This is a genomic window from Campylobacter sputorum, from assembly GCF_002220775.1.
Lineage (GTDB): Bacteria > Campylobacterota > Campylobacteria > Campylobacterales > Campylobacteraceae > Campylobacter_F > Campylobacter_F bovis.
On sequence record NZ_CP019685.1, the window covers coordinates 1,346,847 to 1,371,747 of the forward strand.

At 28.9% G+C, this 24,901-nt stretch carries 25 protein-coding genes; 6 read left to right on the plus strand and 19 right to left on the minus strand.

Features of this window, described 5'->3' with window-relative positions; all coding sequences use genetic code 11:
• Positions 1-9: 9 nt before the first annotated feature.
• The 5 genes from CSPB_RS06735 to tatB form a co-directional block, all read right to left on the minus strand.
• Complete coding sequence (locus tag CSPB_RS06735; RefSeq protein WP_161492195.1) at positions 10-930, minus strand: Wzz/FepE/Etk N-terminal domain-containing protein; 921 nt, start codon at positions 928-930, stop codon at positions 10-12.
• Positions 931-1,336: 406 nt separating this feature from the next.
• Complete coding sequence (locus tag CSPB_RS06740; RefSeq protein ID WP_151899145.1) at positions 1,337-2,533, minus strand: hypothetical protein; 1,197 nt, start codon at positions 2,531-2,533, stop codon at positions 1,337-1,339.
• Positions 2,534-2,544: 11 nt separating this feature from the next.
• Positions 2,545-3,564 carry a tRNA preQ1(34) S-adenosylmethionine ribosyltransferase-isomerase QueA gene (gene queA, locus CSPB_RS06745; RefSeq protein ID WP_089193648.1) on the minus strand — a complete coding sequence of 340 codons (1,020 nt, stop codon included), beginning with the start codon at positions 3,562-3,564 and terminating at the stop codon, positions 2,545-2,547.
• Positions 3,557-4,318, minus strand: a complete 762-nt coding sequence (gene tatC / locus CSPB_RS06750) for a twin-arginine translocase subunit TatC (protein ID WP_089193649.1) — start codon at positions 4,316-4,318, stop codon at positions 3,557-3,559. Before tatC ends, queA begins: the two co-directional genes overlap by 8 nt.
• Positions 4,319-4,320: 2 nt before the next feature.
• Positions 4,321-4,719: a Sec-independent protein translocase protein TatB gene (gene tatB, locus CSPB_RS06755; RefSeq protein WP_089189728.1), complete on the minus strand. Its 399-nt coding sequence runs from the start codon at positions 4,717-4,719 to the stop codon at positions 4,321-4,323.
• A 127-nt stretch (positions 4,720-4,846) separates the two neighbouring features.
• On the opposite strand from tatB, the gene CSPB_RS06760 reads away from it, so the two are divergent.
• The gene (locus CSPB_RS06760) at positions 4,847-5,455 is read left to right on the plus strand and encodes a nitroreductase family protein (protein WP_089193650.1); all 609 of its coding nucleotides are present in this window, start codon (positions 4,847-4,849) and stop codon (positions 5,453-5,455) included.
• Between the two features lie 10 nt (positions 5,456-5,465).
• Here the strand turns inward: CSPB_RS06760 and CSPB_RS06765 are convergent, their stop codons facing one another.
• From CSPB_RS06765 to CSPB_RS06780, 4 genes are all read right to left on the minus strand, one after another.
• Positions 5,466-6,794 (minus strand): coproporphyrinogen III oxidase family protein, encoded by a 1,329-nt coding sequence (locus tag CSPB_RS06765; protein WP_193625284.1) that lies wholly within the window; start codon positions 6,792-6,794, stop codon positions 5,466-5,468.
• A 109-nt stretch (positions 6,795-6,903) separates the two neighbouring features.
• The gene (locus tag CSPB_RS06770; RefSeq protein WP_089193652.1) at positions 6,904-7,401 is read right to left on the minus strand and encodes a YajQ family cyclic di-GMP-binding protein; all 498 of its coding nucleotides are present in this window, start codon (positions 7,399-7,401) and stop codon (positions 6,904-6,906) included.
• Position 7,402: 1 nt separating this feature from the next.
• Positions 7,403-8,329, minus strand: a complete 927-nt coding sequence (locus CSPB_RS06775) for a D-2-hydroxyacid dehydrogenase (RefSeq protein ID WP_089193653.1) — start codon at positions 8,327-8,329, stop codon at positions 7,403-7,405.
• A 2-nt stretch (positions 8,330-8,331) separates the two neighbouring features.
• A complete protein-coding gene (locus CSPB_RS06780; protein ID WP_089193654.1) occupies positions 8,332-9,513 on the minus strand; it encodes a glutathionylspermidine synthase family protein in 1,182 nt (393 codons plus the stop codon).
• Between the two features lie 255 nt (positions 9,514-9,768).
• Between CSPB_RS06780 and CSPB_RS06785 the strand changes: the two genes are divergently transcribed.
• The 3 genes from CSPB_RS06785 to CSPB_RS06795 all read left to right on the plus strand — a co-directional run bounded on the left by CSPB_RS06785 (position 9,769) and on the right by CSPB_RS06795 (position 13,644).
• Positions 9,769-11,181: an alanine/glycine:cation symporter family protein gene (locus tag CSPB_RS06785; protein WP_089193655.1), complete on the plus strand. Its 1,413-nt coding sequence runs from the start codon at positions 9,769-9,771 to the stop codon at positions 11,179-11,181.
• 142 nt (positions 11,182-11,323) lie between these two features.
• Positions 11,324-12,538, plus strand: a complete 1,215-nt coding sequence (locus CSPB_RS06790) for a saccharopine dehydrogenase family protein (protein WP_089193656.1) — start codon at positions 11,324-11,326, stop codon at positions 12,536-12,538.
• 116 nt (positions 12,539-12,654) lie between these two features.
• Positions 12,655-13,644: a Cj0814-related protein gene (locus tag CSPB_RS06795; protein ID WP_089193657.1), complete on the plus strand. Its 990-nt coding sequence runs from the start codon at positions 12,655-12,657 to the stop codon at positions 13,642-13,644.
• A 15-nt stretch (positions 13,645-13,659) separates the two neighbouring features.
• Here CSPB_RS06795 and CSPB_RS06800 read toward each other — a convergent pair whose 3' ends face one another.
• Genes CSPB_RS06800 through tupB form a run of 4 tightly spaced genes read right to left on the minus strand, consistent with a single transcriptional unit; the run spans position 13,660 to position 16,582 of the window.
• Positions 13,660-14,118, minus strand: coding sequence for a hypothetical protein (locus CSPB_RS06800; RefSeq protein ID WP_089193658.1), 459 nt, complete (start codon positions 14,116-14,118; stop codon positions 13,660-13,662).
• Positions 14,119-14,129: 11 nt separating this feature from the next.
• Positions 14,130-14,951, minus strand: a complete 822-nt coding sequence (gene thiD, locus CSPB_RS06805; RefSeq protein WP_089193659.1) for a bifunctional hydroxymethylpyrimidine kinase/phosphomethylpyrimidine kinase — start codon at positions 14,949-14,951, stop codon at positions 14,130-14,132.
• A 9-nt stretch (positions 14,952-14,960) separates the two neighbouring features.
• Positions 14,961-15,893 carry a tungstate ABC transporter ATP-binding protein TupC gene (gene tupC / locus CSPB_RS06810; protein WP_089193660.1) on the minus strand — a complete coding sequence of 311 codons (933 nt, stop codon included), beginning with the start codon at positions 15,891-15,893 and terminating at the stop codon, positions 14,961-14,963.
• The gene (gene tupB, locus CSPB_RS06815) at positions 15,890-16,582 is read right to left on the minus strand and encodes a tungstate ABC transporter permease TupB (RefSeq protein WP_089193661.1); all 693 of its coding nucleotides are present in this window, start codon (positions 16,580-16,582) and stop codon (positions 15,890-15,892) included. The genes tupC and tupB overlap by 4 nt, the downstream gene beginning before the upstream one ends.
• Before the next feature lie 116 nt (positions 16,583-16,698).
• Between tupB and tupA the strand changes: the two genes are divergently transcribed.
• The gene (gene tupA, locus CSPB_RS06820) at positions 16,699-17,526 is read left to right on the plus strand and encodes a tungstate ABC transporter substrate-binding protein TupA (RefSeq protein ID WP_089193662.1); all 828 of its coding nucleotides are present in this window, start codon (positions 16,699-16,701) and stop codon (positions 17,524-17,526) included.
• Positions 17,527-17,534: 8 nt separating this feature from the next.
• Positions 17,535-18,161: an IMPACT family protein gene (locus tag CSPB_RS06825; protein WP_089193663.1), complete on the plus strand. Its 627-nt coding sequence runs from the start codon at positions 17,535-17,537 to the stop codon at positions 18,159-18,161.
• Here CSPB_RS06825 and serC read toward each other — a convergent pair.
• From serC to dxs, 6 genes are read right to left on the minus strand one after another with little or no spacing between them, the layout of a single operon-like run.
• Positions 18,145-19,215, minus strand: a complete 1,071-nt coding sequence (serC, locus tag CSPB_RS06830; RefSeq protein WP_193625281.1) for a phosphoserine transaminase — start codon at positions 19,213-19,215, stop codon at positions 18,145-18,147. The genes CSPB_RS06825 and serC overlap by 17 nt on opposite strands.
• A 14-nt stretch (positions 19,216-19,229) precedes the next feature.
• A complete protein-coding gene (xseA, locus tag CSPB_RS06835; RefSeq protein WP_089193664.1) occupies positions 19,230-20,396 on the minus strand; it encodes an exodeoxyribonuclease VII large subunit in 1,167 nt (388 codons plus the stop codon).
• A 1-nt stretch (position 20,397) separates the two neighbouring features.
• The gene (ubiE, locus tag CSPB_RS06840; RefSeq protein WP_089193665.1) at positions 20,398-21,114 is read right to left on the minus strand and encodes a bifunctional demethylmenaquinone methyltransferase/2-methoxy-6-polyprenyl-1,4-benzoquinol methylase UbiE; all 717 of its coding nucleotides are present in this window, start codon (positions 21,112-21,114) and stop codon (positions 20,398-20,400) included.
• A 9-nt stretch (positions 21,115-21,123) separates the two neighbouring features.
• Entirely contained in the window at positions 21,124-22,539 is a 1,416-nt protein-coding gene (locus CSPB_RS06845) for a CYTH and CHAD domain-containing protein (protein ID WP_089193666.1), read from the minus strand.
• Positions 22,540-22,597: 58 nt separating this feature from the next.
• Positions 22,598-23,008 (minus strand): Fur family transcriptional regulator, encoded by a 411-nt coding sequence (locus CSPB_RS06850; protein ID WP_089193667.1) that lies wholly within the window; start codon positions 23,006-23,008, stop codon positions 22,598-22,600.
• A 53-nt stretch (positions 23,009-23,061) separates the two neighbouring features.
• Positions 23,062-24,900 carry a 1-deoxy-D-xylulose-5-phosphate synthase gene (gene dxs / locus CSPB_RS06855; RefSeq protein WP_089193940.1) on the minus strand — a complete coding sequence of 613 codons (1,839 nt, stop codon included), beginning with the start codon at positions 24,898-24,900 and terminating at the stop codon, positions 23,062-23,064.
• Position 24,901 lies beyond the last annotated feature (1 nt).

Sequence of the window (24,901 nt, forward strand, 5' to 3'; positions counted from 1 at the left end):
ATCTATACCTTAATTTTTATTATATCTCTTAACCGCATCAAAAACTAGCACTCCAAAAATAGCTATAAAAAATCCCGCAAAAATTGCTATGGCTAAAATCAAAGCTTTTTTTGGCTTAACTGGATTTTCATATATTAATATATCTCCAATAAAGCTTGTTTTATGCATATTTGCAGGTAGCATTTGATTTTTTAATTCTATTTGCATACTTTGAGTATTAAAGATTTCAGCTGTTAGTTCTGTTAAGTTTTTATTTAAAATAGAAAGTTCTTGATTGATTGAATTTTTAACCTCAATCAACCTGCTAAATTCAAATTTTGAGTTTATATCAATATTTGAATTATTATTTTTTGATAAATCAAAAATTCGATTATTAAAATTAGCAATTGCTGATTTAATAGAACTTATGTTTTCTTCTATAGAAACTTTCCTTGCATTTAAAATAGAAATTTTTTCATCATTTAATTCTATCTTCTTTTTAGTTTTCTCTATATAGTTATCTAAAAATTTTTGATCATTTTTTTGTAAATTTTCTAAAACCTCTTTCATATTAGAAATACCTATTTCATTGCTATTTGCCAAAATGTCTATTTTAAAATTATTACCATTTTTTATATCCTCAATTTTACCAAAACTAAAATCAAGCCCACTTTTGTCTTTTAATTTATCAATGTATTGAAATTTTAATCCATTAATTATAGAAGTTTTATCATTTATAGAAGTTTTATCATTTATAGAAGTTTTGATATATCCATTCTCAAAAATAGCGCTTACTTGGTATTTTGGAGTTGCTAAAACAAACGCATATAAAAATCCCAAAATTCCAAAAAGTAAAGTTACTCCAAGTATTATAAACTTATATCCCCATAATGTCTTAAAAAGCTCTACTAAATCTATCTCATCTTCATCTGTAATCTTTGCATCATTCACGATATTGTCCTTCAGTTTTTAAAGTATGAATTATACTAAATATAATATTAAACTATAATAATACATAAAAAGCTTAATAAAACTATACTATATAAAATAACTACATATTTATACAAATGAAAATTTTGGTAGTTTTTTAACCAGAACTTAAAAATAAAGATATCGAAAACTAGGACAAAAGAAGCCAAAATTTATCCTAATCAAATCAACTTCTTCTAACGCTCAATGCAAATTTTCATATACAAAAAAAGGAAACAACCTAAGTGGCAATAAATAATGGGTCAAAATAAGATTAGTTAAAAAAATAGAAAAGAAATTTTGGCATAAAAATAACAAGATATTCTAAATTTATAGCATCTTCAAACATTAAAACTTTTAAAATTCTAAATTTTATATTCTATAAAATCTATAGAAGAATTTTCGTTTTTGTTAATGTTTTCCGCCCCCCCCCGTAAGATAAATCTAAAACATTTTTTAAAGTACTTATTGTATATGGAGAAGTTATAAAAAAATCACCTATTTTCAAATCGCAACTTATCTGATTTCTATTACCTATGAAAAATACAATGACAAAATTCTTTTTCTTTTTATTTTCTTGCAAACTTTGATACATTTCATCGCTAATGCCGTTATAATCATCAATATAAATAAAAACTATAGAAGGCAAATATATCCTACTTTTTATATGCTCGTTTAAAATTTCCCAATTCTCGCAAGGCTTAATATCTATATGAAATTTTTCTACTTGTTTTATGATAATATTTTTTAATGCTAAATTATTACATAACAAGACAGAGCTTAAATTTTTAAATTTATCACTATAAGTTTTATTTGTATCATCATCGTTATATCCTAGTTTTAAAAACCCATTAAAACATATACCAAAATTATTTACATTTTCACATTTAACACTCCAGCCTAACTGATCTATATATTTATTCATTTCATAAATAGTTTTAAATCTACCAATGTTTAGCATATTTTTTTTGTGAATAATAACTTTTAATTTTTCATACAAATCAATATCTAAAATAGAATTTGAAGATACCTTTAGCTCAAAATTTACAGCATTAACTCCTTGACTTATAGGAAAAAACTCTACAATTATTGTATTTTCTTTAAATTCTTGTAAAAAAAACTTTATGCAAGATACAAGACATTGTATAAAATGCTGCGAATTAACATTGTATTTTCTATCAAGGCTATCATCAAAATCAAAGATTACAACAGATTTATTTTTAAAAGAACTATCAAAAATAGCCTTAGAAGCATGACTTAATCTTGAGAAGATATTTATGTTTGATACCGCTTTATTTATCGCATATTTTCTTTCTTTAAAATTTAAATTAAAAATATTTTCATTATTAGATGCTAAAAAATTCTCATTTTTTATGCCAGAATTTGTTTTATTCTCTGCTTTAATATCATTTATTTTTTTAAATTCATTTTTTAAAAATTTAACCATAACTACAAGGATAATGAAGCAAAATGCCATAAAAACTAGATAAAAAATATCTATATAATTATCTGTGATTTGCAAATATACATTTTCTTCACTAAAAAGCATAACAAAACTTGCAAATAATACAAATACATAACGCATCTTACTTACTCCTATAAAACTAACATACAATCGCCATAAGAATAAAATCTATAATTATTTTTTATGGCTATATCATAAATTTCCATAGTTTTTTCAAAACCTATAAAACTACAAACTAGCATTATTAAAGTTGATTTTGGAAGATGGAAATTTGTAAGAAGATAATTTTGCCTAATTGGTTTATTAAAAGGATTTAAAAATAACTCACAAACACCATTACTCCTACCATTTCTAGCAAAATCCTCAATCACCCTAGTAACAGTTGTTCCAATGCCTAAAATTTTATCCGTTGAGTTTATCAAATTTATAGTATTTTGCGGAAGATGATACCACTCTTCGTGCATTTTATGTTTTGTTATATCCTCGCTTTCTATACTCTTAAAAGTTCCTGCTCCAACATGTAAAGTAAGTGTGTAAATATCATGATCTGTTTTAAGCTTATCAACAAGCTCACTACTAAAATGCAAAGATGCGGTTGGAGCAGCAACAGCACCTTGGTATTTTGCAAAAATACTTTGATACCAAATTTCATCATTTTTATTATCATCTCTTTTGATATATGGTGGAATAGGCACGTGTCCTATACGCTCCATCTCATCAAAAACTTCAGTTGTATTTAACTTTTTATCTTTCAAATAAAACTCAACTTCTCTCAAACCATCATCAAAAAGTGATTTAACTATAAATTTAAAGCTATCACTTAATGCAATCTCGCTACCAACTTTTACCCTACCTTTGATATACGCACCAAAATTTCCATTTATAAGTGGTGCATTAAGAAGTATTTCTACTTTTCCGCCACTACTTTTTATACCATAAGCCCTTGCTTTTATAACTTTTGTATCATTAAAAACAATAGAGCACTCTGGCAAAATTTCTGGCAAATCTCTCACATGTTTATGTAAAATAGTGTCTTTTTTTCTATCATAAACAAGCATTTTTGCATTTTCTCTTGGCAAAACTGGCTCTTTTGCTATTAACTCTTGTGGCAAGAAATAATCATAACTAGATGTTTTTACTAAATCAATCATCTAAATTTTCACCATCTTTTTGTTCATCATCAGCAATCTCGTTTTCAGTAGTTTTACATGTCCATTTTACAACAAGTATAGAAAGAGCATAAAGTAAAACAAGAGGTAATGCCATAAGAATTTGGCTTATAACATCAGGCGGTGTAACAATAGCTGCAAAAACAAATATTATAATAATTGCATATCTAAAAAATCCAAGCAAAGTTTTATAATCAACAAGACCAATTTTTGCTAAGAAAAATGTAACAACAGGCAGTTCAAAAGATATCCCAAATGCAACAATTAGTTTTGTAAAAAATCCTACATATTCACCAATGCTAGGAAGTGCCGTAAAAAGTTGTCCACCAAAATTTATAAGAAATTTAAATCCTATCGGTATTACCACATAGTAACAAAAACTAGCTCCTGCTATAAAGAAAAATGTAGCAAACAAAACAAATGGCAAAACATATTTTTTCTCATTATCATAAAGACCAGGAGATACAAAAAGCCAAAATTGCCAGAAAATTATAGGCATAGAAACTACAAGTCCTGCAAAAAATGAAACTTTCATAGCTGTAAAAAATGGCTCTTGAACCTGAGTAAATATAATATCACTGCCTTGTGGCAAAATTTTAACTAATGGCGTAGTCATCCAAGAAAGGATTGGATTCCAAAAAGAAAAACATACAAAAAACATTATAAAAATGGATGCACAACTTATAAACAATCTTTTTCTAAGTTCTATTAAATGAGGTTTAAGATCTTCAAACATACTTAATCCTCTTTTTTATCTTGTGGTTTTAAATTTGTAGTATTTTCTTGTAAATTTGATAAATTTGCAACATTTTCACTTATTATATTTTTAGCACTGTTAAATTCATCAGATATATCTTTTACGCCGTTTTTCAACTCTTCTAATTCTTCAAATGTAAGTTTTTTTCTAACTTTGTTTTTTGCATCATTTAAGCTGTCTTTGTATTTTTGTGCATCAGCTTTTAACTCAGCTATCTTAATTTCTTGATCAAAACTAGCTTTTGCATCATTTATACTCTTTTTAAAAAATTTTAAAAATTTAGCTATCTCTACCATTGCTTTTGGTAATTTATCTGGTCCTAAAACCAAAATAGCAATCAAAGCTATAACTAAAATTTCAGAAAAACTCATTCCAAGCATATAACTTTCCTAAATAGATAATGTTGTTTATTTTACATAAAATTTGCTCAATTTAGTATAAAATGGCTTCTTTTTATTGTTTACTTTATGATACAATTACAGAAATAATAATAAAAAAGGATATTAAATGACTATAGATGAAATCATTCAACAAAGATATTCTTGTAGAGTTTTTGAAAAAAGAAAAATAGACGATCAGCTAATAAACGAAATTTTAGATCTTACAAGACTATCTCCAAGCTCTCTTGGTTTAGAGCCATGGCATTTTATTGTAGTTAGCAAAAAAGATGATATACTTGAGCTAGGAAAAATCGCAAAAGATCAAGAGCATGTGAAAAATTGTTCACATATCATTGCAATAGTTTCAAGAAACGATATTCAAGAAAAAGATGAGTATTTGCAAAATATAATAGCTAGAAAACAACAAGATAAAGAGAAATTTAAAAAAGTTTTGGATATTTTTGGAAAAAGATTTAATACTATGAGTAAAGAAGAAATAAATCACTACTGTGCACTTCAATGTTATTTAGCTTGTGCAAATCTAGTAAATATCGCTTATTCTAAAGGCGTTCAAAGTTGCATTATAGGCGGATTTGATGCTAAAAAAGCAAATGAGTTTTTTAAATTTAATGATACTTTTAACACTGTTTTATTGATTTCTCTTGGATATGGTAGTCCAACAAACAATAAACCAAAGCTAAGAAAAAAACTAAACGAAGTTGTAACTTGGATCTAAAAATGTCGCATTAAACATTTGCGACATTTTGTATAGGAGCGTCAACTTGTTCCATTATCCTTAGAGTTTTTACATTTTTTATTTTATTGTTATCCTTAAAAGTTGCTCTAACTTTATCCATACCGGTATAAAATTCTTTCATTAAAACTAAACATAAATAACTTCCAAATTCTGTAACATAAATCATTCCATCTTTTTCATATATAGCATTTACAAGTTTCAAAAGAAATAACTCCATAAAAAGCTCTTTTGCTAAGAAAGTATCGTTTGCTTTGTTAAATTTACTTATATTTATACTTCCATCAAACAGCTCTGTTAAAAACAGATATCTTATCTTATATTTTTTATTAAAACTGCATTTTGCTATAACTGGCTGGGTATTTGAGTTTATAAAATTACCATAATCATTTAAATCAAAAGCATTTATCAAAAGTTCCCCGTTTAAAAAACTAAAAGCACCGCTACCAATGCCCACATACTCGTGATTTGAACCGACATATTCATCATTCATATCATATTTTTGTTTTGAAAATGCCCATGCATTGCTTTTGTGTAAATCTTTAAATTCCTCGCAAATAATCTTATAAAACTTATATTCATTATCTTCATTGCTAACACCAAGCGTTTTTGCGATGGAATCTCTAGTAAGGGGCGATTTCATAAGTGGGTAAAATGTAAATTGCTCTGGATTTATGCTTTTTACAATTCTTATATCTTCTCTTAAAATTTCCTCAGTTTGAAAAGGTAGATTAAATATCAAATCTATGCTAAGAATTGGCAAAATTCCAACTGCTTTATTTAGCTTTTCAATCAAAACATCTTTTGAGCCAAATTTCTCATATCTTGCGACTTTTTTCAATATTTCATTATCAAAACTCTGCACACCAACACTAAGTCTATCTATGAGACCAACAAATTTTTGCAAACTTTGTGGCGAAATATGGCTTGGATCACTCTCGCAAGAAACTGTTTTTATGTTAAAAAGTTGTTTTGCCATTTCAAGAGTTTTTAAAAGCTCATCTTCATTTATAAGAGTAGTTCCGCCACCAACATATAAAGAGCTAAAATCAAAACCTTTATCTTTTATAGCTTGCATCTCTTTTCTTAAATTTATAAAATACTGTTTTGACGCTTCTTCATCATAGTGATATTTGTGAAAAGAGCAATATGGACAAAATGTATGACAAAACGGCACATGCATATAAAGCATATAATTAATATTTTCTTTTGGAGTTTTTTGCAAAGGTTTGTCTAACATATCGATATTTAGCCCATTATAAAGTGCTTTTTGCATTTTATTGTGAGCATAATTTATAGCAAACTCTTTACCTATATTCATAAATCCCATTCTTTACCTTCTAAATTTTTAAAATAATTTTAGATGCATTTTAATATTTTATTATAAATTTAAACTAAAATACATCTTTAATAAGAGTATAAAACTAAAGCTATTTAAGATTTTTAAAACTCACAGGAAGTTCTAAATTTAACGAGCGAATCAATCTTATACACTCTTGTAAATCATCTATAGATTTCCCAACAACTCGTATTTCATCACCCCTTATAGATGAATTTACTTTGAGCTTAGAATCTTTTATGATTTTTGTAATTTTTTTAGCATTTTCTTGATCTATAGTATCATTTATAGACATAACTAAACGGACATTTGAGCCACTTGCACTCTCTTTTTTTCCATCTTTTAATGCGCTTGATGATATATCTCTTTTTATGAGTTTTGATATCAAAATATCTTTAAGAGCGTCTATTTTATTCTCACTTGATGTTAAAAGAGTTATAGTTTTATCTTTTTCATTTAAATTTATCTCAGCTACAACTCCCTTAAAATCATATCTAGAAGCAATCTCTTTTTTAGATATCTCTATAGCATTTTTAACTTCCATCATATCAACACTAGCACTCACATCAAAACTATGTTCGCTTGCTATTTTATGCCTTTAAAAAATCTTGTATATTTTTATAAACTAAATCCATAAGTTTTACTCTAGCATCATAAGTAGCCCAAGCTATGTGCGGAGTTATCACAAATCTATCTCTGTTTTTTACTTTCATTAATGGACTATCTGCACTCATAGGTTCTTTTTCTAATACATCTAGTGCTGCATAAATTTCTCTTTCATCTAATATTTTAGATAAAGCTGTTTCATTGACAATACCACCTCTTCCAAAATTCATTATAATGGCACCATCTTTTAACTTTTTTAACTCATTTGTATCTATTAAATTTTTGGTTTTATCATTTAATGCACAATGTATAGAAACTATATCGCAAGTTTTTAAAAGTGCGTCTAAACTAACACTAGGAAACTCAGTAGAGTTATTTTTGCCACTAGTTGAGTAATACACAACATCACAACCAAAAGCTTTTGCAATCCTAGCAACTTGCAAACCAATAGTTCCAAGACCTATAACACCAAATCTTTTTGGATTAATCTCATAAACATTTTTAGAAACATTTGTAAAAATTGGGCTTTTTATCCATTCGCCTGATTTTACCCAATCATCATAATATCTCATTTTATTTGTTAGATAAAAAAGCGAAGCAAATACTTGTTGAACGACTGCATTTGTAGAGTATCCTGCTACATTTTTTACAGCTATACCTTTAGTTTTTGCATACTCCATATCAATATTATTTGTTCCGGTTGCAGTAACACAAATAAGTTTTAAGTTAGTATTATCCATTATATATTTATCGATAATAACTTTATTTGTCAAAACAATATCAGCATCTTTTAATCTTTCTAGTCTTTGAGTATCAGACGTTATTTCATATGTAACAAATTCACCAAAATCATTAAATTTACTCAAGTCAATATCGCCAAGAGTATCAGCGTCTAAACATACTATCTTCATCTTTACCCCTTTATAAAATGTCCTACAAATTTTGAGTAATTATCTATGATATTACCACCTCTTCTAAAACCAAGTCCGCACCCTTCGTAAGCAAAAAATACACCGGCTTGATAGTTTTGACCTTTTTCATCTTTATTTAACTCATAAAATTCTTGATAAATTTTGTTTTGATTAGCATAATCCCCATCTTTGCTTTCTATAACTTTAGCATTTTCATCTAAAATGCTTATATTTGCACCTTCTCTACCTAAAAATGGCTTTACTACTTGTTTTTTCGCATTTAGTGGTTCAAAAGATGTTTCAAGTAAAAGTGGGTGATTAGGATACAAATCCCATAAAATCTTCATCATAGCCTTACTTTGAAAAAGTAAAGTATAAGCAGGATTTAATATAATAGCCTTTTGATTTTTTATAATATTTTTTATTATGAGGGCAAGTTCTCCTTCATTTATCGCTATTTCTTCCCAAGGAATTAATTTAAACCAATACTCAAACCCCTCATCTCCCAAAAACACGCCTTCTTCATCGCTAAATCCAACCTCATCAACATAAGCAAATTTAGTATGAAATCCAGCCTCATCAGCCATATTTTGTAACAATTTCACGGTCTGCTCATCTTCATTACTTCCAGCAATTGAGCTAAAAAGTATTTTCCATCCATCATAGTATTTGCTAAATTCGCTTGTATCATCACTAAGAGTTATTAATCTTTTGAAATTTTCTTTTATAGCTTCATAAATGTCGTTAAACTGCTCCATTTCATTCATACCATTATATTTTAACATTGCCCATTGAATAATAGTAGTTTCAAAAAGTGAAGTTGGAGTATCTGCGTTAAATTCTAGTAGTTTTATTGGCTTTCCATCAAGTCCTCCAGCAAAGTCAAATCTGCCATATAAATGCCAATGAACATCATTGCTCCAGCTATCTTTTATGATATCTATAAGATTAAATGGAATTCCTAGCTCATGAAAAAGATTATTTTCTATGACATGTTCTGCACCAGTTACAAACATATCATAAAGCTCATTTGCAGCTTCATAGTAAGCATTTGCCTCACTCTGACTAACTTTTAAAATTTCATCGCTTATATAAGGCGTATTGTCCAAATCTGTATGCCAAGTAAAATTTGAATCTTCTAAAAATTTTTTAGTAAGTGGTTTTATTTTTTGTAAATTTAACATATTTTCCTCATTTTTAATAATCTTTATAATACTAAAATTGCCCTTAAAAATTGATAATCAAAATACAATAATATTATAAATTAAACTATTTTGACTATATATTTTAAGCTCTTAATTATTTAAATATATTTATAATTATATTTTTTTACAAAATTAAATATTTATAAATTTGAAACTATAAATACTACATAAAATAAAATGTTTATTATAATTTCATTAGAATTATGTTTTAAATATAACTTATTAAGGGGACTTATGATTGAAATTCTTAAAGTAGTTGTAGATACAATAAATGCATATATATGGACTATACTTGTATATGTCTTGCTTGGAGCAGGAATTTATTTTACACTAAAAACTAAATTTGTTCAATTTCGACATTTTAAAGAAAGTATGACTAGAATGAAAGTTGGCAAAAGAGCATCAGATGATGCTATTAGTCCATTTCAAGCCTTTGCCACAGGACTAGCTAGTAGAGTTGGTACTGGAAATATAGCAGGAGTTGCCATAGCTTTAGTCATAGGCGGTCCTGGGGCTATTTTTTGGATGTGGATAACTGCGTTAATCGGAATGAGCTCCGCATTTATAGAATCAAGTCTAGGTCAACTTTATAAAGTTCAAAACAAAGATGGTAGCTACCGTGGTGGACCAGCGTATTACATAACAATTGGACTTGGACAAAAATGGCTTGGTATTGTATTTGCACTAAGTTTAATCTTAGCATTTGGCTTTGTTTTTAATGCAGTTCAATCAAATACAATGGTTGCAGCTACGCATAAAGCATGGGGATGGAATGCGCAGTATGTTGGCATAGGATTAGTTTTGATAGTTGCACCTATCATATTTGGTGGAATAAAAAGAGTTGCTAAAGTTGCAGAGAAAATCGTTCCTATAATGGCTATTTTATATCTTTTAGCAGTTATTTATATGATTATAACAAATATAACTATGGTTCCAAAAGTTATCTATCTTATAATATCAGAAGCATTTAATTTTAAAGCTGCAAGCGGAGGAGCTATTGGCGTATTTACTGTTTCTATGATGCAAGGAATCAAAAGAGGTCTTTTTTCAAATGAAGCTGGTATGGGCTCTGTTCCAAATGCCGCAGCAGCAAGTGATGCCTATCACCCTGCAAATCAAGGGTTGATACAAATGCTTGGAGTATTTGTAGATACTATAATAATTTGTTCATGCACAGCATTTATCATACTTTTAAGTGGCGTTTATGGCACAACAGATGCAACAGGAGCAGAGCTTACACAAATGGCACTAGAAGCTGGGATAGGAAGCTATGGTTCTTCTTTTTTAGCCATTATAATACTTCTATTTTGTTTTTCATCAATTGTAGGAAATTATGCGTATGCTGAAAGCAATGTCCAGTTCATAAAAAATAATAAGTTTATTATGATTATATTTAGGATAATGGTTTTAGCTATGGTTTATTTTGGTTCTATACAAGAATTGCCACTAGTATGGAATATGGCTGATGCTTCCATGGGAATTATGGCGTTTACGAACCTAGTTAGTATTTTACTGCTTTCTCCGGCTGCATTTTTGCTTTTAAAAGATTTTGAAGAGCAAATAAAAGCTGGTAAAAATCCAGAATTTAATATCAATAAATACCCAAATTTAAAAGAAAAAATAAAAACTGGGATTTGGGAAAAATAAATTTAGCTTTATGGTGCATTATTTGCACCATTTTTCATACAAATTTAAAAACTAAAATAATTAATTTCTATTAATGTTTGAAAAAGTTTCCAAGCTTTAATATAAATTTGTTACAATACTTTTTAAATTTAAAGGAGTTAAGATGTCAAATTTACTAATAATCGGAGCTGGTGGAGTTAGCAGAGTTGCAACAATAAAAGCTGCGATGAATAAAGAAACTTTTACTAAAATCACTCTAGCTAGTAGGACAAAAAGTAAGTGCGATGAGATAGCTAAATTTATAAAAGAGCGTTTAGGAGTTACGATAGATACAGCTGGGATTGACGCTGACAACACAGACGCTGTTGTAGAACTCATCAAAAAAACAGGTGCTGAAATTTTGCTAAATGTGGCACTTCCATATCAAGATTTAACACTTATGGATGCGTGTATAAAGGCTAAAATTCACTATATAGATACAGCAAACTATGAACATCCAGACGAAGCTAAATTTGAGTATAAACTACAATGGGCGAAAAATGATGAGTTTAAAAAAGCTGGCATTATGGGACTTTTAGGAAGCGGTTTTGATCCAGGCGTAACAAATGTTTTTTGTGCTTATGCGATGAAATATCTTTTTGATGAAATCAATTACATAGATATACTTGATTGCAACGCAGGGGACCATGGATACGCATTTGCAACAAACTTTAATCCAGAGATAAATTTGCGCGAAGTTTCAGCAAACGGACGCTACTGGCAAAAAGAAAAAGGTTGGATTGAGACAAAACCTATGGAGATAATGTTTAAATGGGATTATCCTAAAGTTGGCGTAAAAGATAGTTATTTGCTTTATCATGAAGAGCTAGAAAGCCTTAGCAAAAATATAAAAGGACTTAAGCAAATTCGCTTTTTTATGACATTTTCACAGAGTTATTTAACACATATGAAATGCCTTGAAAATGTAGGAATGCTTAGAATTGACGAAGTTGAGCACAATGGAATGAAAATAGTTCCGATTCAATTTTTAAAGACACTTTTACCAGATCCTGCAAACCTAGGAGCAAGAACAAAAGGTAAAACTAATATTGGTTGCGTAATTCGTGGCATAAAAGATGGCAAAGAAAGACAAGTTTATATTTATAATGTCTGTGATCACGAAGAGTGCTATACCCAAACGGGAGCTCAAGGAGTTAGCTATACAACTGGCGTTCCTGCTATGATAGGAGCTAAAATGATAGCTACAAAAAAATGGAGTGGTAAAGGCGTGTTTAATATGGAAGAATTTGATGCAAAACCATTTATGGATGAACTAATGATACAAGGACTTCCATGGGAAATCATAGAGATGAAACCAGGGCAGAGGTATGAAGTTTAAATGTAATCAAAATTAATAATATATAATTACAATGATTTTCTTATCAAGATATTTAAAATAATTTGGAATAATATTTGCTCAAACCTTAATAATTTTTATTTATTAAGGTTTAAGCCATGGATATTTCTCTAACCACACAAATATATAAAAATGGAATACCAAATCCTAGAGTTTATAGAGTAAACAATATTGCAAACACAAATAATGTTTCTACAGATACAAAAATAGAATATTATACCACAAAATATGGTTTTAAAACAGATTTAAATGGCATTTTAGAACAAGCCTTTAATGTTGCAGCAGGAATACCAAAAGATATAAAAGTTCATATTGGAACTTTAATGCAAATTGATGAATATGCTAAAGATGGTGGATTTGATTTAGATCCTATACAAGCTACAAAAAAAGCATGGAGCTTTTTTCAAGATTATATTAGCACAACAGGAAATGAATTATATGATAAAAATAGCTTAGCAAAAATGCCAAAATATATATATCAAAGTGAAGATTTAATATTTGGAAAAGCTGTTAAAATAACTGATGAACAACCAGTTACTAATTATAATACAGACATTATTGTTCTATCGCAAGGTGAATTATATGCAGGAGATTTTGTTTTTAATCCAGTTTATTGGGCAAAAGGTCCTGAAACTACTGATCAAAAAGTAGCCGATCGCATTAAAAGTGACATAAAAGAAATAATAGGAATGGATTTAGAGCCAAATACACCAAAAGATAAACTATCAGCATCAGAACTTTTTCTTAAATTTATACATGAATCTACTCATAATTACGAACCAAAATCAACTAGAGAAAAAATAAGAAAATTTCATGAATTTATACAAAGTGGTGAAAGCCTACAAGACTTTGTAGGAAAAGATAGTATAAATAAAATCAAACAAGATCTAATAAAAAGTGCCATAGAATATGGCAAAAATCCTGATGTTATAGGTCAAGAGATAGATAAATTAATTAAAGAGTTAGATAAAGCAAGTAAAGAATTTTTAAAAGATTTACAAACACATAAAGATACTACTATAGTGCCAAATCCTAAAATAAAACTAGAAAATTATGATAAAGGAATGAGTTTAAATATAAAAATATGAAAAAACTTAAAACATCTATGCAATAAACTCTATAAACTTGTCTCTTAAAATTTTCTCAATCTCATAAAATGATTTTTCATATATATTTGGTAAAGTTGCTTCTTTGTCATTATAAAATCTTAAAAAGCTAAATTTATCTTCTATCTTATAATTTTTCTTAAAAACGAAATTTAAAACCTGTATATTTTTATTTTTTTCTATCGTTTTTATGCCTATTTTTTCTATATCTTTGAAGTTAAATTTCTGCTCTTTTTTGCCATTTTTTATAAAAAATCCATCTTCATCAACTCTCAAAAAATTATTGCTAAACAGCATTTTCTTAGCACAAAAAAATACACCAACTAAACCAACAAAAAGCACAAATAAGCCTATGTTTCCATACTCCAATACAAAAACCACTAAACCAACAATACTAAGAGTAATATTCATAAAAAGTGCATTGCGGGCTTTTTTATTATCTTCTTTTATTATCAAGATTGTATCCTTTATAAATTTTCAACTTTTATTTCGCTATCATCTTGTCTATTTTTAACATAAGCAAAGTGATTTGTAGGCCCATGTCCGCTACCTAAATGCAAATCATTTTTTATAGCTTCATACACAAAAGCTTTTGCTCTAATGACACTTTTTAGCATATTTAAACCATCCGCCAAACCAGCAGTTATGGCAGCTGAGTAAGTACAACCAGTCCCATGAGTATTTTTTGTATCTATTCTTGGCGATGTTAATTTATAAATTTTATCTTCATCTATCAAGATATCAAAAGCATTATTACTACTTAAATGTCCGCCTTTCATCAACACGCTTTTAACACCCATTTTTTGGATACTTAGCCCAGCTTTTATCATATCTTTTTCATCTGTTATCTTAAAATTTGAAATAATTTCAGCCTCAGGGATATTTGGTGTGATTAGATCACAAATTGGGATTAATTTAGAAATCAACGCATTTATAGCATAGTCTTTTAAAAGCTTCGCTCCACCTTTTGCCACCATTACACAATCACAAACAAGCGGGATATTTTGGTTTTTTAAACTCTCATAAACTAAATTTATAATATTACTATCAAAAAGCATTCCAGTTTTTATGGCATTTGGTCTTAAATCAGATAAAACAGCTTTTAACTGCTCTTCTACGCTTTGCAAACTTGCCTCATAAATATGACTTACACCAAGTGTGTTTTGTGCCGTAATTGCAGTTATAACAGTCGTTCCAAAAACTCCAAGCTCTTCAAAGGTTTTTAAATCAGCTTGAATACCTGCCCCTCCACCACTATCAGATCCTGCAATACTTAATGCTATTTTCATCACTTTCCTTTACTCTAGTGCCAAAAAGCCACTTTTATCTATATAAAAATTAATTTTACCACCAACTTTTAAATTTGGAAAGTCTTGTATTTTTATAACTGTTTTTAAAAGATAATCTCCAAATTTTATCTTTATTAAAAATCTTTTATTGCTTATAACAGAAAGCGAGTGCAAAAAACCCTCATAAGACAAATCGTCTTTAGTTATGATTATTTTAGCAGGATCTAATGCGACTTTTGTAGCATTTTTAAAATCATCTGGTAAAGTTATATTTAAATTTGAACCAAAATTTATAAGAGAATTTTCACAATTAAAAATATTTTTAAGCTCAAATTTACTAACACTTCCTTTATATAAAAACACATTTTCATCGCAAATTTCACTAAGCCATTTTTCATCGTGGCTTGCTATTAAAAACCCACATCCATAATCTTTATTTAGCGTCTGTATGGCTCTTGCAAAAAGTTTTGATGACATTAAATCTATACTATTTGTTGGCTCATCTAAAAGCATAAATTTACGCCTTGTAGCAACGAGAATCGCAAAAGCAAGCCTTGTTGTCTGTCCGCTGCTTAACTCATAATGTTTTTTGTTTAAAAAACTAGAATCAAGTCCAACCATAGAAAGTGCCATAGAAATTCTCTCATCATAGCTATCTTTGATATCATCATAAGCTTTTAGTGCAAAAATGAAATTTTGTTTTACACTTCTTTTTAAAAGCATTGGTTCTGGTAAAAGAATGGATATATCTTTTTTATAAAGGTTGCTTTTTATCTCGCCACTAAATGGCTTTTCTATATGTGAAAGTATGCGTAAAAGTGTGCTTTTACCACTTCCATTTGAACCAAGAAGTCCAGTAATCTTGCTTTCATTTATATTTAAATTTGAAATATTTAAAACTTTTTGATTTTTATAAATTTGAGTTATATTTTTTAGTATCATTTATCTAATCTTTTAAAAGCATGTATGGCTAAATTTACACCAAAAGCCATAGCGATAAGAACCATACTAAGGGCTATTCCCATAGCAAACTCGCCTTTGTTTGTCTCTAGTGAAACTGCTGTTGTTATAGTTCTAGTAAACCATTTAATGTTTCCACCAACCATCATAGCTACACCAACTTCAGCCACTATTCTACCATACGCAGTAGCAACTACAACCATCAAAGAGTATCTAAGTTCGTAAAGCACAGTTAAAACTTGCTTAAACGAACTTAATTGATAACTTTTTATGGTTAGTAAATGCTTTTTATCCATATTTTCTACAACACTTGCAGTTAGCGAAATGATAATTGGTAAAGATAAGAAAATTTGCCCTAAAATTACAGCTTTTAGTGTAAATAAAAGCTCCATAAAACCAAAAGGTCCTCTACTTGATATAAAAGCATACAAGATAAGACCAATAGCAACTGTTGGCATGGCTAGAGCTGTATCACTAAGAAGTTTTAAAGTTTTAGCACCTTTAAATTTATAAAATCCCAAACAAAAGCCTATTGGCATACCAATAAGCAAGGAAAAAATTATAGAAATACTAGAAGTTATAATAGTTGCATTTATAGCTGAATATGTCTCTTCATTTCCACTATAAAGTAAAACAAAAGCTTGCACAATACCATCTAATATAAAACCCAAAATACTGCCTTAATTTTTATTTTAAGTTTAACAAAAATATGCTTAAAATACATATTTGTTGTATATATATTTATAAGCAAATGATACAATTTTAAAATTTTATTAAAAGGATGTATATGAAAAGTAAAATTTTAACATTTGGTATTGCCATGTTTATGGCTAGTTCGCTTTATGCAAAAGATAACAATCTCATAATGGCAACCACAACAAGCACTGATGACACAGGTTTGCTAGATGCTTTGTATCCTGTTTATAAAGCAAAAACAGGTGTTGATTTAAAATGGACAGCAGTTGGAACTGGAAAAGCTCTTGAAATGGGCAAAAACTGCGATGTCGATGTGCTTTTTGTTCATTCGCCAAAATTAGAAAAAGAGTTTGTAAAAAATGGATATGGTGTAGATAGAAAACCAGTTATGTATAATGATTATGTGCTAATAGGCGATAAATCATTAGCAAATAAATTTGAAGGTAAAAGCTTAAAAGAAGCTTTCGAAATTATACAAAACAACAAAATTCCTTTCTTTAGTAGAGGAGACAAAAGCGGAACACACAACAAAGAGCTAGATATATGGAAAAAATCTATATCAAATGTTCCTCAAAAAGAGTCTTGGTATAAACAAACCGGTCAAGGTATGCTTACAACTATAAATGTAGCAGCCGAACAAAAAGGTGTGACATTAACAGATCGTGGAACTTTCATAAAATACGAAGCACAACATAAAGGAAATCCACCGCTTGTACTTCTAAATGAAGGCGATAATAATCTTAAAAATTTCTACTCAGTTATAAATGTAAATCCGGAAAAATGCCCTAAAGCTGACGAGGAAAATGCAAAAGAATTTGCAAATTGGATAACAAGTGATGAGGGGCAAAAATTTATAAATGACTTTAAACTTATGGATAAACAACTATTTACAGCCGATGCAAAAGATAGAAAAGAGTAAAATCGTATTTGCAATCCATAAATGAAATTTTCACAGCAAAACAGGAGATAAAAAAATCAACTTTTATCTCCTATCTATGCCCGTTTGATAAATTTAAAATACTTAATGAAAAACTAAAATTAGAACATCCAAAAGCCGTTCATATAGTTTGGGCGTATAGGCATTATAATGAATTTTTTCAAATTGTAGAAAATCAAAGCGATGATGGTGAGCCAAAAGGAACAAGTGGTCCACCTAGCTTAAATGCTTTGCGTGGAGCAAATTTAATAAACTGCGGTGTTTTTGTAGTAAGATATTTTGGGGGTATAAAGCTTGGAACTGGCGGTTTAGTAAGAGCATATTCAACAAGTGTAAATTTGGCTATAAATGGTGCAAATTTGATACCTTTTGAGATAAAAGATGATTGTATATTTTTCATCTCATTTATCCTAACACGCAAATTTGAGTATTTTTTTGAGAAAGAAAAATTACAAATTACAAACAAAACTTTCAACCAAAATGGGTGTGTAGTGGAGTGCAAGCTTACACAAAACGAATTTGCAAGCTTGCTTGAATTTAGCATGAATTTAGAAAATCAAGGTTTTAAATTTCTAGCTCTGCCACTTTTTGCAAAAGATTTTATCCATTTTTCCTAGCAAACTCATTCATAAACGAAACTAGGGCTTTTACATCTTCTAAACTAACAGCATTATATATAGACGCTCTTATGCCGCCTAAACTCCTATGTCCTTTTAAACCTATCATATTTTCTTTTTGAGACATCTCAATAAATCTCTTTTCTAGCTCTTCGCTTTTTAGATTAAATGTAACATTCATTAAAGATCTAGAATCTTTTCTTGCAAAAGGCTTGTAAAAATCACTATTTGCGTCTATAAATTCATACAATATGTTTGCTTTTTTAACATTATACTCATTTATTTTTGCCAAACCGCCCTGTTTTTTAATCCACTTTGTAACAAGATCAAACATGTAAATTCCAAATGTATTTGGCGTATTGTAAAGTGAATTATTTTTAATATGAGTTGAATAGCGAAGCATAGTTGGAACACTAGATTTTACGCGATCTGCTAAATCTTTTCTAATTATAACAAGAGTTACGCCAGATGGTCCTGCATTTTTTTGAGCTCCTCCAAAAAAAAGCCCGATATTGCTAAAATCAACATCCCTGCTTAAAAGATCGCTTGAACTATCCACAACTAACGGACATTTTGTCTTTGGAAGTTCTTGGTATTGTGTTCCGTGAATTGTATTATTTGAGCAAATATACGCATAATCAGCATTGTCGCTAAAACTAAATTTTGGAATATAGTTAAATTTAGCATCCTCGCTAGTTGCAATAACTTCGCAGTTTATGCCTTGAATTTGTGCTTCTTTTATAGCCTTACTAGTCCAAGTGCCAGTATCTACATACTCGGAAACACCGCCATTATATAAATTCATAGGAACTTGCGCAAACTGCAAACTGCCGCCACCTTGTAAAAATAACACAGCAAAATCATCACTTATATTATAAAGCTCTTTTACATTTGCTATGGCTGAGTCTAAAATTTGCTCAAATGTTTTGCTTCTATGGCTAAGTTCCATTATAGAACTGCCACATCCATTAAAATCGCTAAATTCATTTTTCGCATATTCTAAAACTTCTAAGGGAATACAACTTGGTCCTGCGTTAAAATTTAAAGCCCTCATAATCAATCCTCCATTTAATTTATTATTTTTGCATCTTTTGAGAAATTTTGTGAATAAATAGTTATAATATCATCTTTTTTAAGATTTTCTAAAGACATAAGTTTTCCGTTTTTGCGTATTTCTACAAGATCTTTTGTTTTAGCAAAAAAAATCTCTTTTTCTTTAAAAATATTTTGTAAATTTTCAATCTTATTTAATGAATTAGAAATATTCATATTTATCAAATTTTTCAGCTTAAATTTAATATGTTCTAAATTTTGATTATATATAGATAGTTTTTGTTTTAAATTTGAGTTTAAAAATAAGCTTTTTTTTAGATTAAGCAGCGAAATGGCATTTTGCAATTTATAATTTATAAGATTTTTTAATACATCTTCTTTTTTATCAAGTAGCTGTATAATTTCATCAATACTTGGAAGTAAATCCATCATAGCAGCACTTGGCGTTGGGCTTCTATGATCACTTACAAAATCGCTTATACTAAAATCAATCTCATGTCCGATAGCACTTATAATAGGTGTTTTTAGTGCATAAATACACCTTGCTAAACCCTCATCATTAAAACACCAAAGATCTTCTCTACTTCCACCACCTCTTGCAATTATAATAGCGTCATATCCTATACTATCGGCTTTTATAAGGGTTTTTATAAGTTCGTTTGGTGCATTTTCACCCTGAGTTAAAGAATCAAATACGCTTATTTTTACTAACTGCCATCTATTTGTTGCAATTTTTAACATATCTTGAAGCGCAGCACTTGTTTTTGATGTTATTATTGCTATTTTTTTTGGATATTTTGGAAGTGGTTTTTTATGAGAAATATCAAACAAACCTTCTTTTTCTAATTTAGCTTTTAGTTGTTTAAAAGCAAGTTCTAACTCGCCCTCGCCACTTGGACGCATGGATTTTAAATTTATTTGATATGTACCGCTTGGAGAAAACAGTGTAATCTTACCACTAGCTACAATTTTCATACCCTCAACTGGAGTAAATTTTACTTTTACATTATCAAATTTAAACATAGTTGCAGAAATGCTAGCTTTTTCATCCTTTAGAGTAAAATACCAATGACCAGATGAGTGTTTTGTTAGTCTTGAAATTTCGCCCTCAACTTCTATAGATGAAAAATTAGTCTCAAGAAGCGATTTTGCCTGCTCGTTTAACTCACTAACGCTAAGCATTTTATATATCTTTTATCTTTTTAGCAACAAAAAGAGTACAAACATCAAAGCTATATCCTTTTGTAAGTTCTAGATCAAAACCAGCCTCACTAAGCTCATCTTTGAAACTCTCTTTATCTAAAAAATTGCTAATTGAATTTGGAAGATACTCATATGCTTTTTTATTTTTAGATATCATTCCACCAAGTGTAGGCAAAATATTTGCTATGTAAAAATCTCTAAAAAATGGTATCAAACCACCATGTTTTCTTTTAGTAAATTCCAAAACTACAAGATAGCCGCCACTTTTTAAAACTCTATTAAACTCACCTAAGGCTTCTTTTCTTTGAACTACATTTCTTATACCATAACTAATACTTAAAATATCTCCAAAATTTGAATCAAGTGTAGTATCATCAGCTTTTGCTGTTATAAATTTATAATTTGGAAATTTATTTTTTGCCACATTAAGCATTCCAACACTTGGATCAATGCCTATCATATCGTTTATTTTAATACCAAATTTCTTAGAAATATCTTCCCAGATACCCATCATATCACCAGTTCCACAAGCAACATCTATGATATTTATATCTTTTTTATCTATTTTTTTTAACACTATCTTACACGCATTTTTACGCCAACTTGTATCTATACCAAAGCTTATAACTCTATTTGCTTTATCATAAGTTGGTGCTATTTCATTAAACATTTCAACGATTTCTTTTTGCTTTTCCATTAACTTTCTTTATGTGTAAATTTTAATTATCTTTGAACTTTTTAAAAATCTTTTTCTAAGTTTGTCTTTTTTTCTAAGTATTTCATCTCTTAAATTTATAATATCTTTTTTAAATTTAGATTTTAACTCAGATAAATCGTCTTTATCATGATTTTCTAATTCGTCTATCATCGATAACAAAACATCTCTATCTTGAAGATTTCCAAAAAGTTCTTGTGCTTCTTTTGATTTTAAAATACAATTTAATAACTTCTTATCCTTATAAAAACTCTTATACATATCAGCTAAATATCTAAATTTTTTAAACTCTATTCTAATTTTATGAAAATACGAATTTTTACAATTACTATTAAGATTAAATAGCATTTTTTGCAACTTTACCATTTGAAGTCTAAGTGCTTTTGAAATAAGTTTTTTTAGCTTTTTATCATGATTTATACCTTTATAAAAATCACTATTTTCTCTTAGCAGCATACTCCACTCTTCAAACAAAATTTCACTATCTTCTAAAATTTGTTTAAACTCGGTAATTTGCCTATTTTTACTATTTCTTAAAATAGCCTTATAAGTCTCATATTCATCTGAATTATCTATAAAATTTAAAAAAACATCAATATCTCTAATCTTATTTGTAGAATTTGCTAGTTTTTTAAACTCATCGCAAAAATATTTAGTAATATCTTCATCAAAAACAGAGCCTATAAGCTTTAAAAGTGATCTACTTTTTCTTAAATTTACTCTAAATTGGTGCATTGATTCGTCATTAAATGTTTTTAAATAATCATTTTTATAATGCTGTATCAATTTAAAAAGATAATAAAAATTAACTCTTGCGCCGTCTATTGCATTAATGCTGTCTGGAAAAACCAAATTTTGAAGAATCGGGCTTACTTTATCTAAAATATCCATACTTTTTTCAACATCAAAACGAGAATCAGGATTTCCAAAAAGAGCTAAATTTTTATTTTTATACCCATCTTCATAAGTAATCTCTTTTAAAATATGCTTTTGTAAAAAATTTGGAATTTTAAAATTATTAGCGTCATCTATAGTAAGAAATTCTATTTCCAAAACAATAATCCCTGATAAATCACCGCTATAAATGTCTATATTGCAAGGTAAATTATTTATCTTAAAAAGATATCTATCTTTACTAATCAAGCTTCCAAGCTTATGCTCTTTTGCTCGCTTAAACTCTTTTTTGGTTATTTCATGTTCGTTTTCAACCCTTGAAATACCTTTGCCTTTTTTGTATGTAAAAAAGTAACTCTTAGAGCTTTTTCGATATCTTCTTTCATCAAATTTAGTTATTTGTGTGTAGAATTGCTCAACTTTTAAAAGTTGGAAATTTATATCATCAAGCGTAAACTCATCTAAAATACTTTCACTATCTATGAGGAATTTACGCTCTATTTCTAGAACCACAGCACTATCCTTGCAAAATTTTGATTAATTGTAGCAAAATAGTGCTTAAAATATCAAATTAAGAACAATGTTTGCAAGTTTTTACACTAGCCACCACATTAAATTTTTCTACAAAATTTGAAAGCTTTTGCTCTAAATTTTTTTGAAAATTTTCCATTGACCCATCTTCAAAAATCATATCTTCAACATGACCGCAATTTTCACAAACTACATGAATATGCGGATATTCATAGATATCATATTTTGTTTTTTGATTTGGCATATTAACCTCAACTACCAAACCTTTATCCATAAGTGTTGCTAAATTTTTATAAACAGTTGCCAAAGATATAGATGGATAATAGTTTTTAATGCTTTCATAAAGCTCATCTATATTTGGATGTTTATGTTCACTTAAAACACTCAAAATACAAAGTCTTTGTGGTGTTGCTTTTAAATCAAATTTTTTCAATAATGAAATGTGATCCATAGCATCTCCTTCAATTTTTTGAATTATTATACATTATTTTATTTAAAAGAAGTTTATATTAGTTGATATTTTTTTTCTTTTAGAATTTTTGCAGATAGCGACTCCACATCTATTTGCAATGATTTTTCTACTAAATTTGTATTACCATGAGTTATAAATTTATCATCATATTCAAAACTAACTATACAGACATCTTTTATTTCATTTTCTTGTAAAAATGTTGACAATATTGAGCCAATACCTCCACTTTTTGCACTATCACTAAAAATATACCAAATTTTATGATTTTTTGCTAAATTTACCAAAAGTTCTTTATCTAATGGTTTTGCAAAAACGAGATCTACTAAAGTTGGTTTAAATTCGTTTTTTAAATTTTGTGATACCTTATAAGCTTTTCCAACACCATTACCATAGCCTATAAAAGCTACATTTGAATTTCCTTTGCATAAAATTTCGCCTTTGGCATATTGTATCTTTTTAGGCTCAAATTCATCTTGTAAAATAAAAGCTCCACGCGGATATCTAAAAGCACAAACACCTTTATGCTCATATGAATACTCAATAACAAATTTAAAGCTTTTTTCATCTCTTGGTGCAAAAATCGTTATATTTGGAATAGCATTTAGATAGCTTATATCAAAAGCACCTTGATGAGTTTCGCCATCTTCTCCGACAATTCCAGCCCTGTCTATTGCAAAAACAACATTTGTATTTAAAATAGCACAATCATGTATAATCTGATCATAAGCACGCTGCAAAAATGTAGAATATATCGTGATATATGGCTTAAAACCCTCTTTTGCCATAGCTGACATTGAAGTTACTGCGTGTTGCTCTGCTATGGCTACATCCCAAAATCTATCAGGAAATCTCTTTATCAAAGGCTCAAGCCCAGTGCCTGTTGGCATAGCAGCGGTAACTCCTACTACATTATCATGTTTTAAAGCAAGATTCATTAAATTTTCACTATAAATTTTTGTAGCATTTTTGCTTGATTCTTTTTTTATAAACTCGCCACTTTGTATATCAAAAGGTCCTACACCATGCCAATTCTCATAATGCCCCTCAGCTTTTTCGTATCCTTTGCCTTTTAAAGTTTGAGCATGAACTATAACTGGTTTATTCATACTTTTAGCAACTTCTAGAGCAGAGATAAGATCTTTTAGGTTATGTCCGTCAACTGGTCCAATGTATTCAAGTCCAAGTTCTTCAAAAAACATACCAGGAGTTATAAGTCTAAAACCCTCTTCAAATTTCTTAGCCATATAAGCAGCACCTTGTGGAACATAGCTTAAAAGCTGATTTATACGACCTTTAAATTTCTGATAAAACTGACCTGCCATCATCTGAGAAAGGTATTTACTAAGTGCCCCTATTGGTTTACTTATACTCATTTCGTTATCATTAAGTATAATAACGCAAGGATATTTTCTATCTCCCAATTCATTTAATGCTTCATAAGCCATACCGCCACTAAGTGCACCGTCTCCTATGAGTGCTATTGGGAGTTTAAATTCCTTTTTTAGTTTTATTGCTTTACAGGCTCCAACAACTAGAGATATAGAAGTTGAACTATGACCTGCTATGAAATAATCCTTATTGCTTTCACTCGGTTTTGTGTAGCCACTAATGCCATTAAATTGTCTTAATGTTTCAAACTCGCTCCAATTTCTAGTAAGAAGTTTATGGGTATAACTTTGATGACTTACATCAAAAATAAAAGGGTTTATGCTTGGATTAAAAACATAATGCATTGCCAAAGTAAGTTCTACAGCACCCAAATTTGAGCTGAGATGACCGCCATTTTTACTAACTACTTCAACTATTTTTTTTCTTATATCAAATGCTAATTCTTCTAACTCTTCTGTGTTTAAATTTTTTAAATTTTCTATC

Coding starts and splice junctions, on each gene's coding strand:
- CSPB_RS06740 (WP_151899145.1), bottom strand. CDS start 2,533: ATGCGTTATGTATTTGTATTATTTGCAAGTTTTGTTATGCTTTTTAGT.
- queA (WP_089193648.1), bottom strand. CDS start 3,564: ATGATTGATTTAGTAAAAACATCTAGTTATGATTATTTCTTGCCACAA.
- tatC (WP_089193649.1), bottom strand. CDS start 4,318: ATGTTTGAAGATCTTAAACCTCATTTAATAGAACTTAGAAAAAGATTG.
- tatB (WP_089189728.1), bottom strand. CDS start 4,719: ATGCTTGGAATGAGTTTTTCTGAAATTTTAGTTATAGCTTTGATTGCT.
- CSPB_RS06760 (WP_089193650.1), top strand. CDS start 4,847: ATGACTATAGATGAAATCATTCAACAAAGATATTCTTGTAGAGTTTTT.
- CSPB_RS06765 (WP_193625284.1), bottom strand. CDS start 6,794: ATGAATATAGGTAAAGAGTTTGCTATAAATTATGCTCACAATAAAATG.
- CSPB_RS06775 (WP_089193653.1), bottom strand. CDS start 8,329: ATGAAGATAGTATGTTTAGACGCTGATACTCTTGGCGATATTGACTTG.
- CSPB_RS06780 (WP_089193654.1), bottom strand. CDS start 9,513: ATGTTAAATTTACAAAAAATAAAACCACTTACTAAAAAATTTTTAGAA.
- CSPB_RS06785 (WP_089193655.1), top strand. CDS start 9,769: ATGATTGAAATTCTTAAAGTAGTTGTAGATACAATAAATGCATATATA.
- CSPB_RS06790 (WP_089193656.1), top strand. CDS start 11,324: ATGTCAAATTTACTAATAATCGGAGCTGGTGGAGTTAGCAGAGTTGCA.
- CSPB_RS06795 (WP_089193657.1), top strand. CDS start 12,655: ATGGATATTTCTCTAACCACACAAATATATAAAAATGGAATACCAAAT.
- thiD (WP_089193659.1), bottom strand. CDS start 14,951: ATGAAAATAGCATTAAGTATTGCAGGATCTGATAGTGGTGGAGGGGCA.
- tupC (WP_089193660.1), bottom strand. CDS start 15,893: ATGATACTAAAAAATATAACTCAAATTTATAAAAATCAAAAAGTTTTA.
- tupA (WP_089193662.1), top strand. CDS start 16,699: ATGAAAAGTAAAATTTTAACATTTGGTATTGCCATGTTTATGGCTAGT.
- serC (WP_193625281.1), bottom strand. CDS start 19,215: ATGAGGGCTTTAAATTTTAACGCAGGACCAAGTTGTATTCCCTTAGAA.
- xseA (WP_089193664.1), bottom strand. CDS start 20,396: ATGCTTAGCGTTAGTGAGTTAAACGAGCAGGCAAAATCGCTTCTTGAG.
- ubiE (WP_089193665.1), bottom strand. CDS start 21,114: ATGGAAAAGCAAAAAGAAATCGTTGAAATGTTTAATGAAATAGCACCA.
- CSPB_RS06850 (WP_089193667.1), bottom strand. CDS start 23,008: ATGGATCACATTTCATTATTGAAAAAATTTGATTTAAAAGCAACACCA.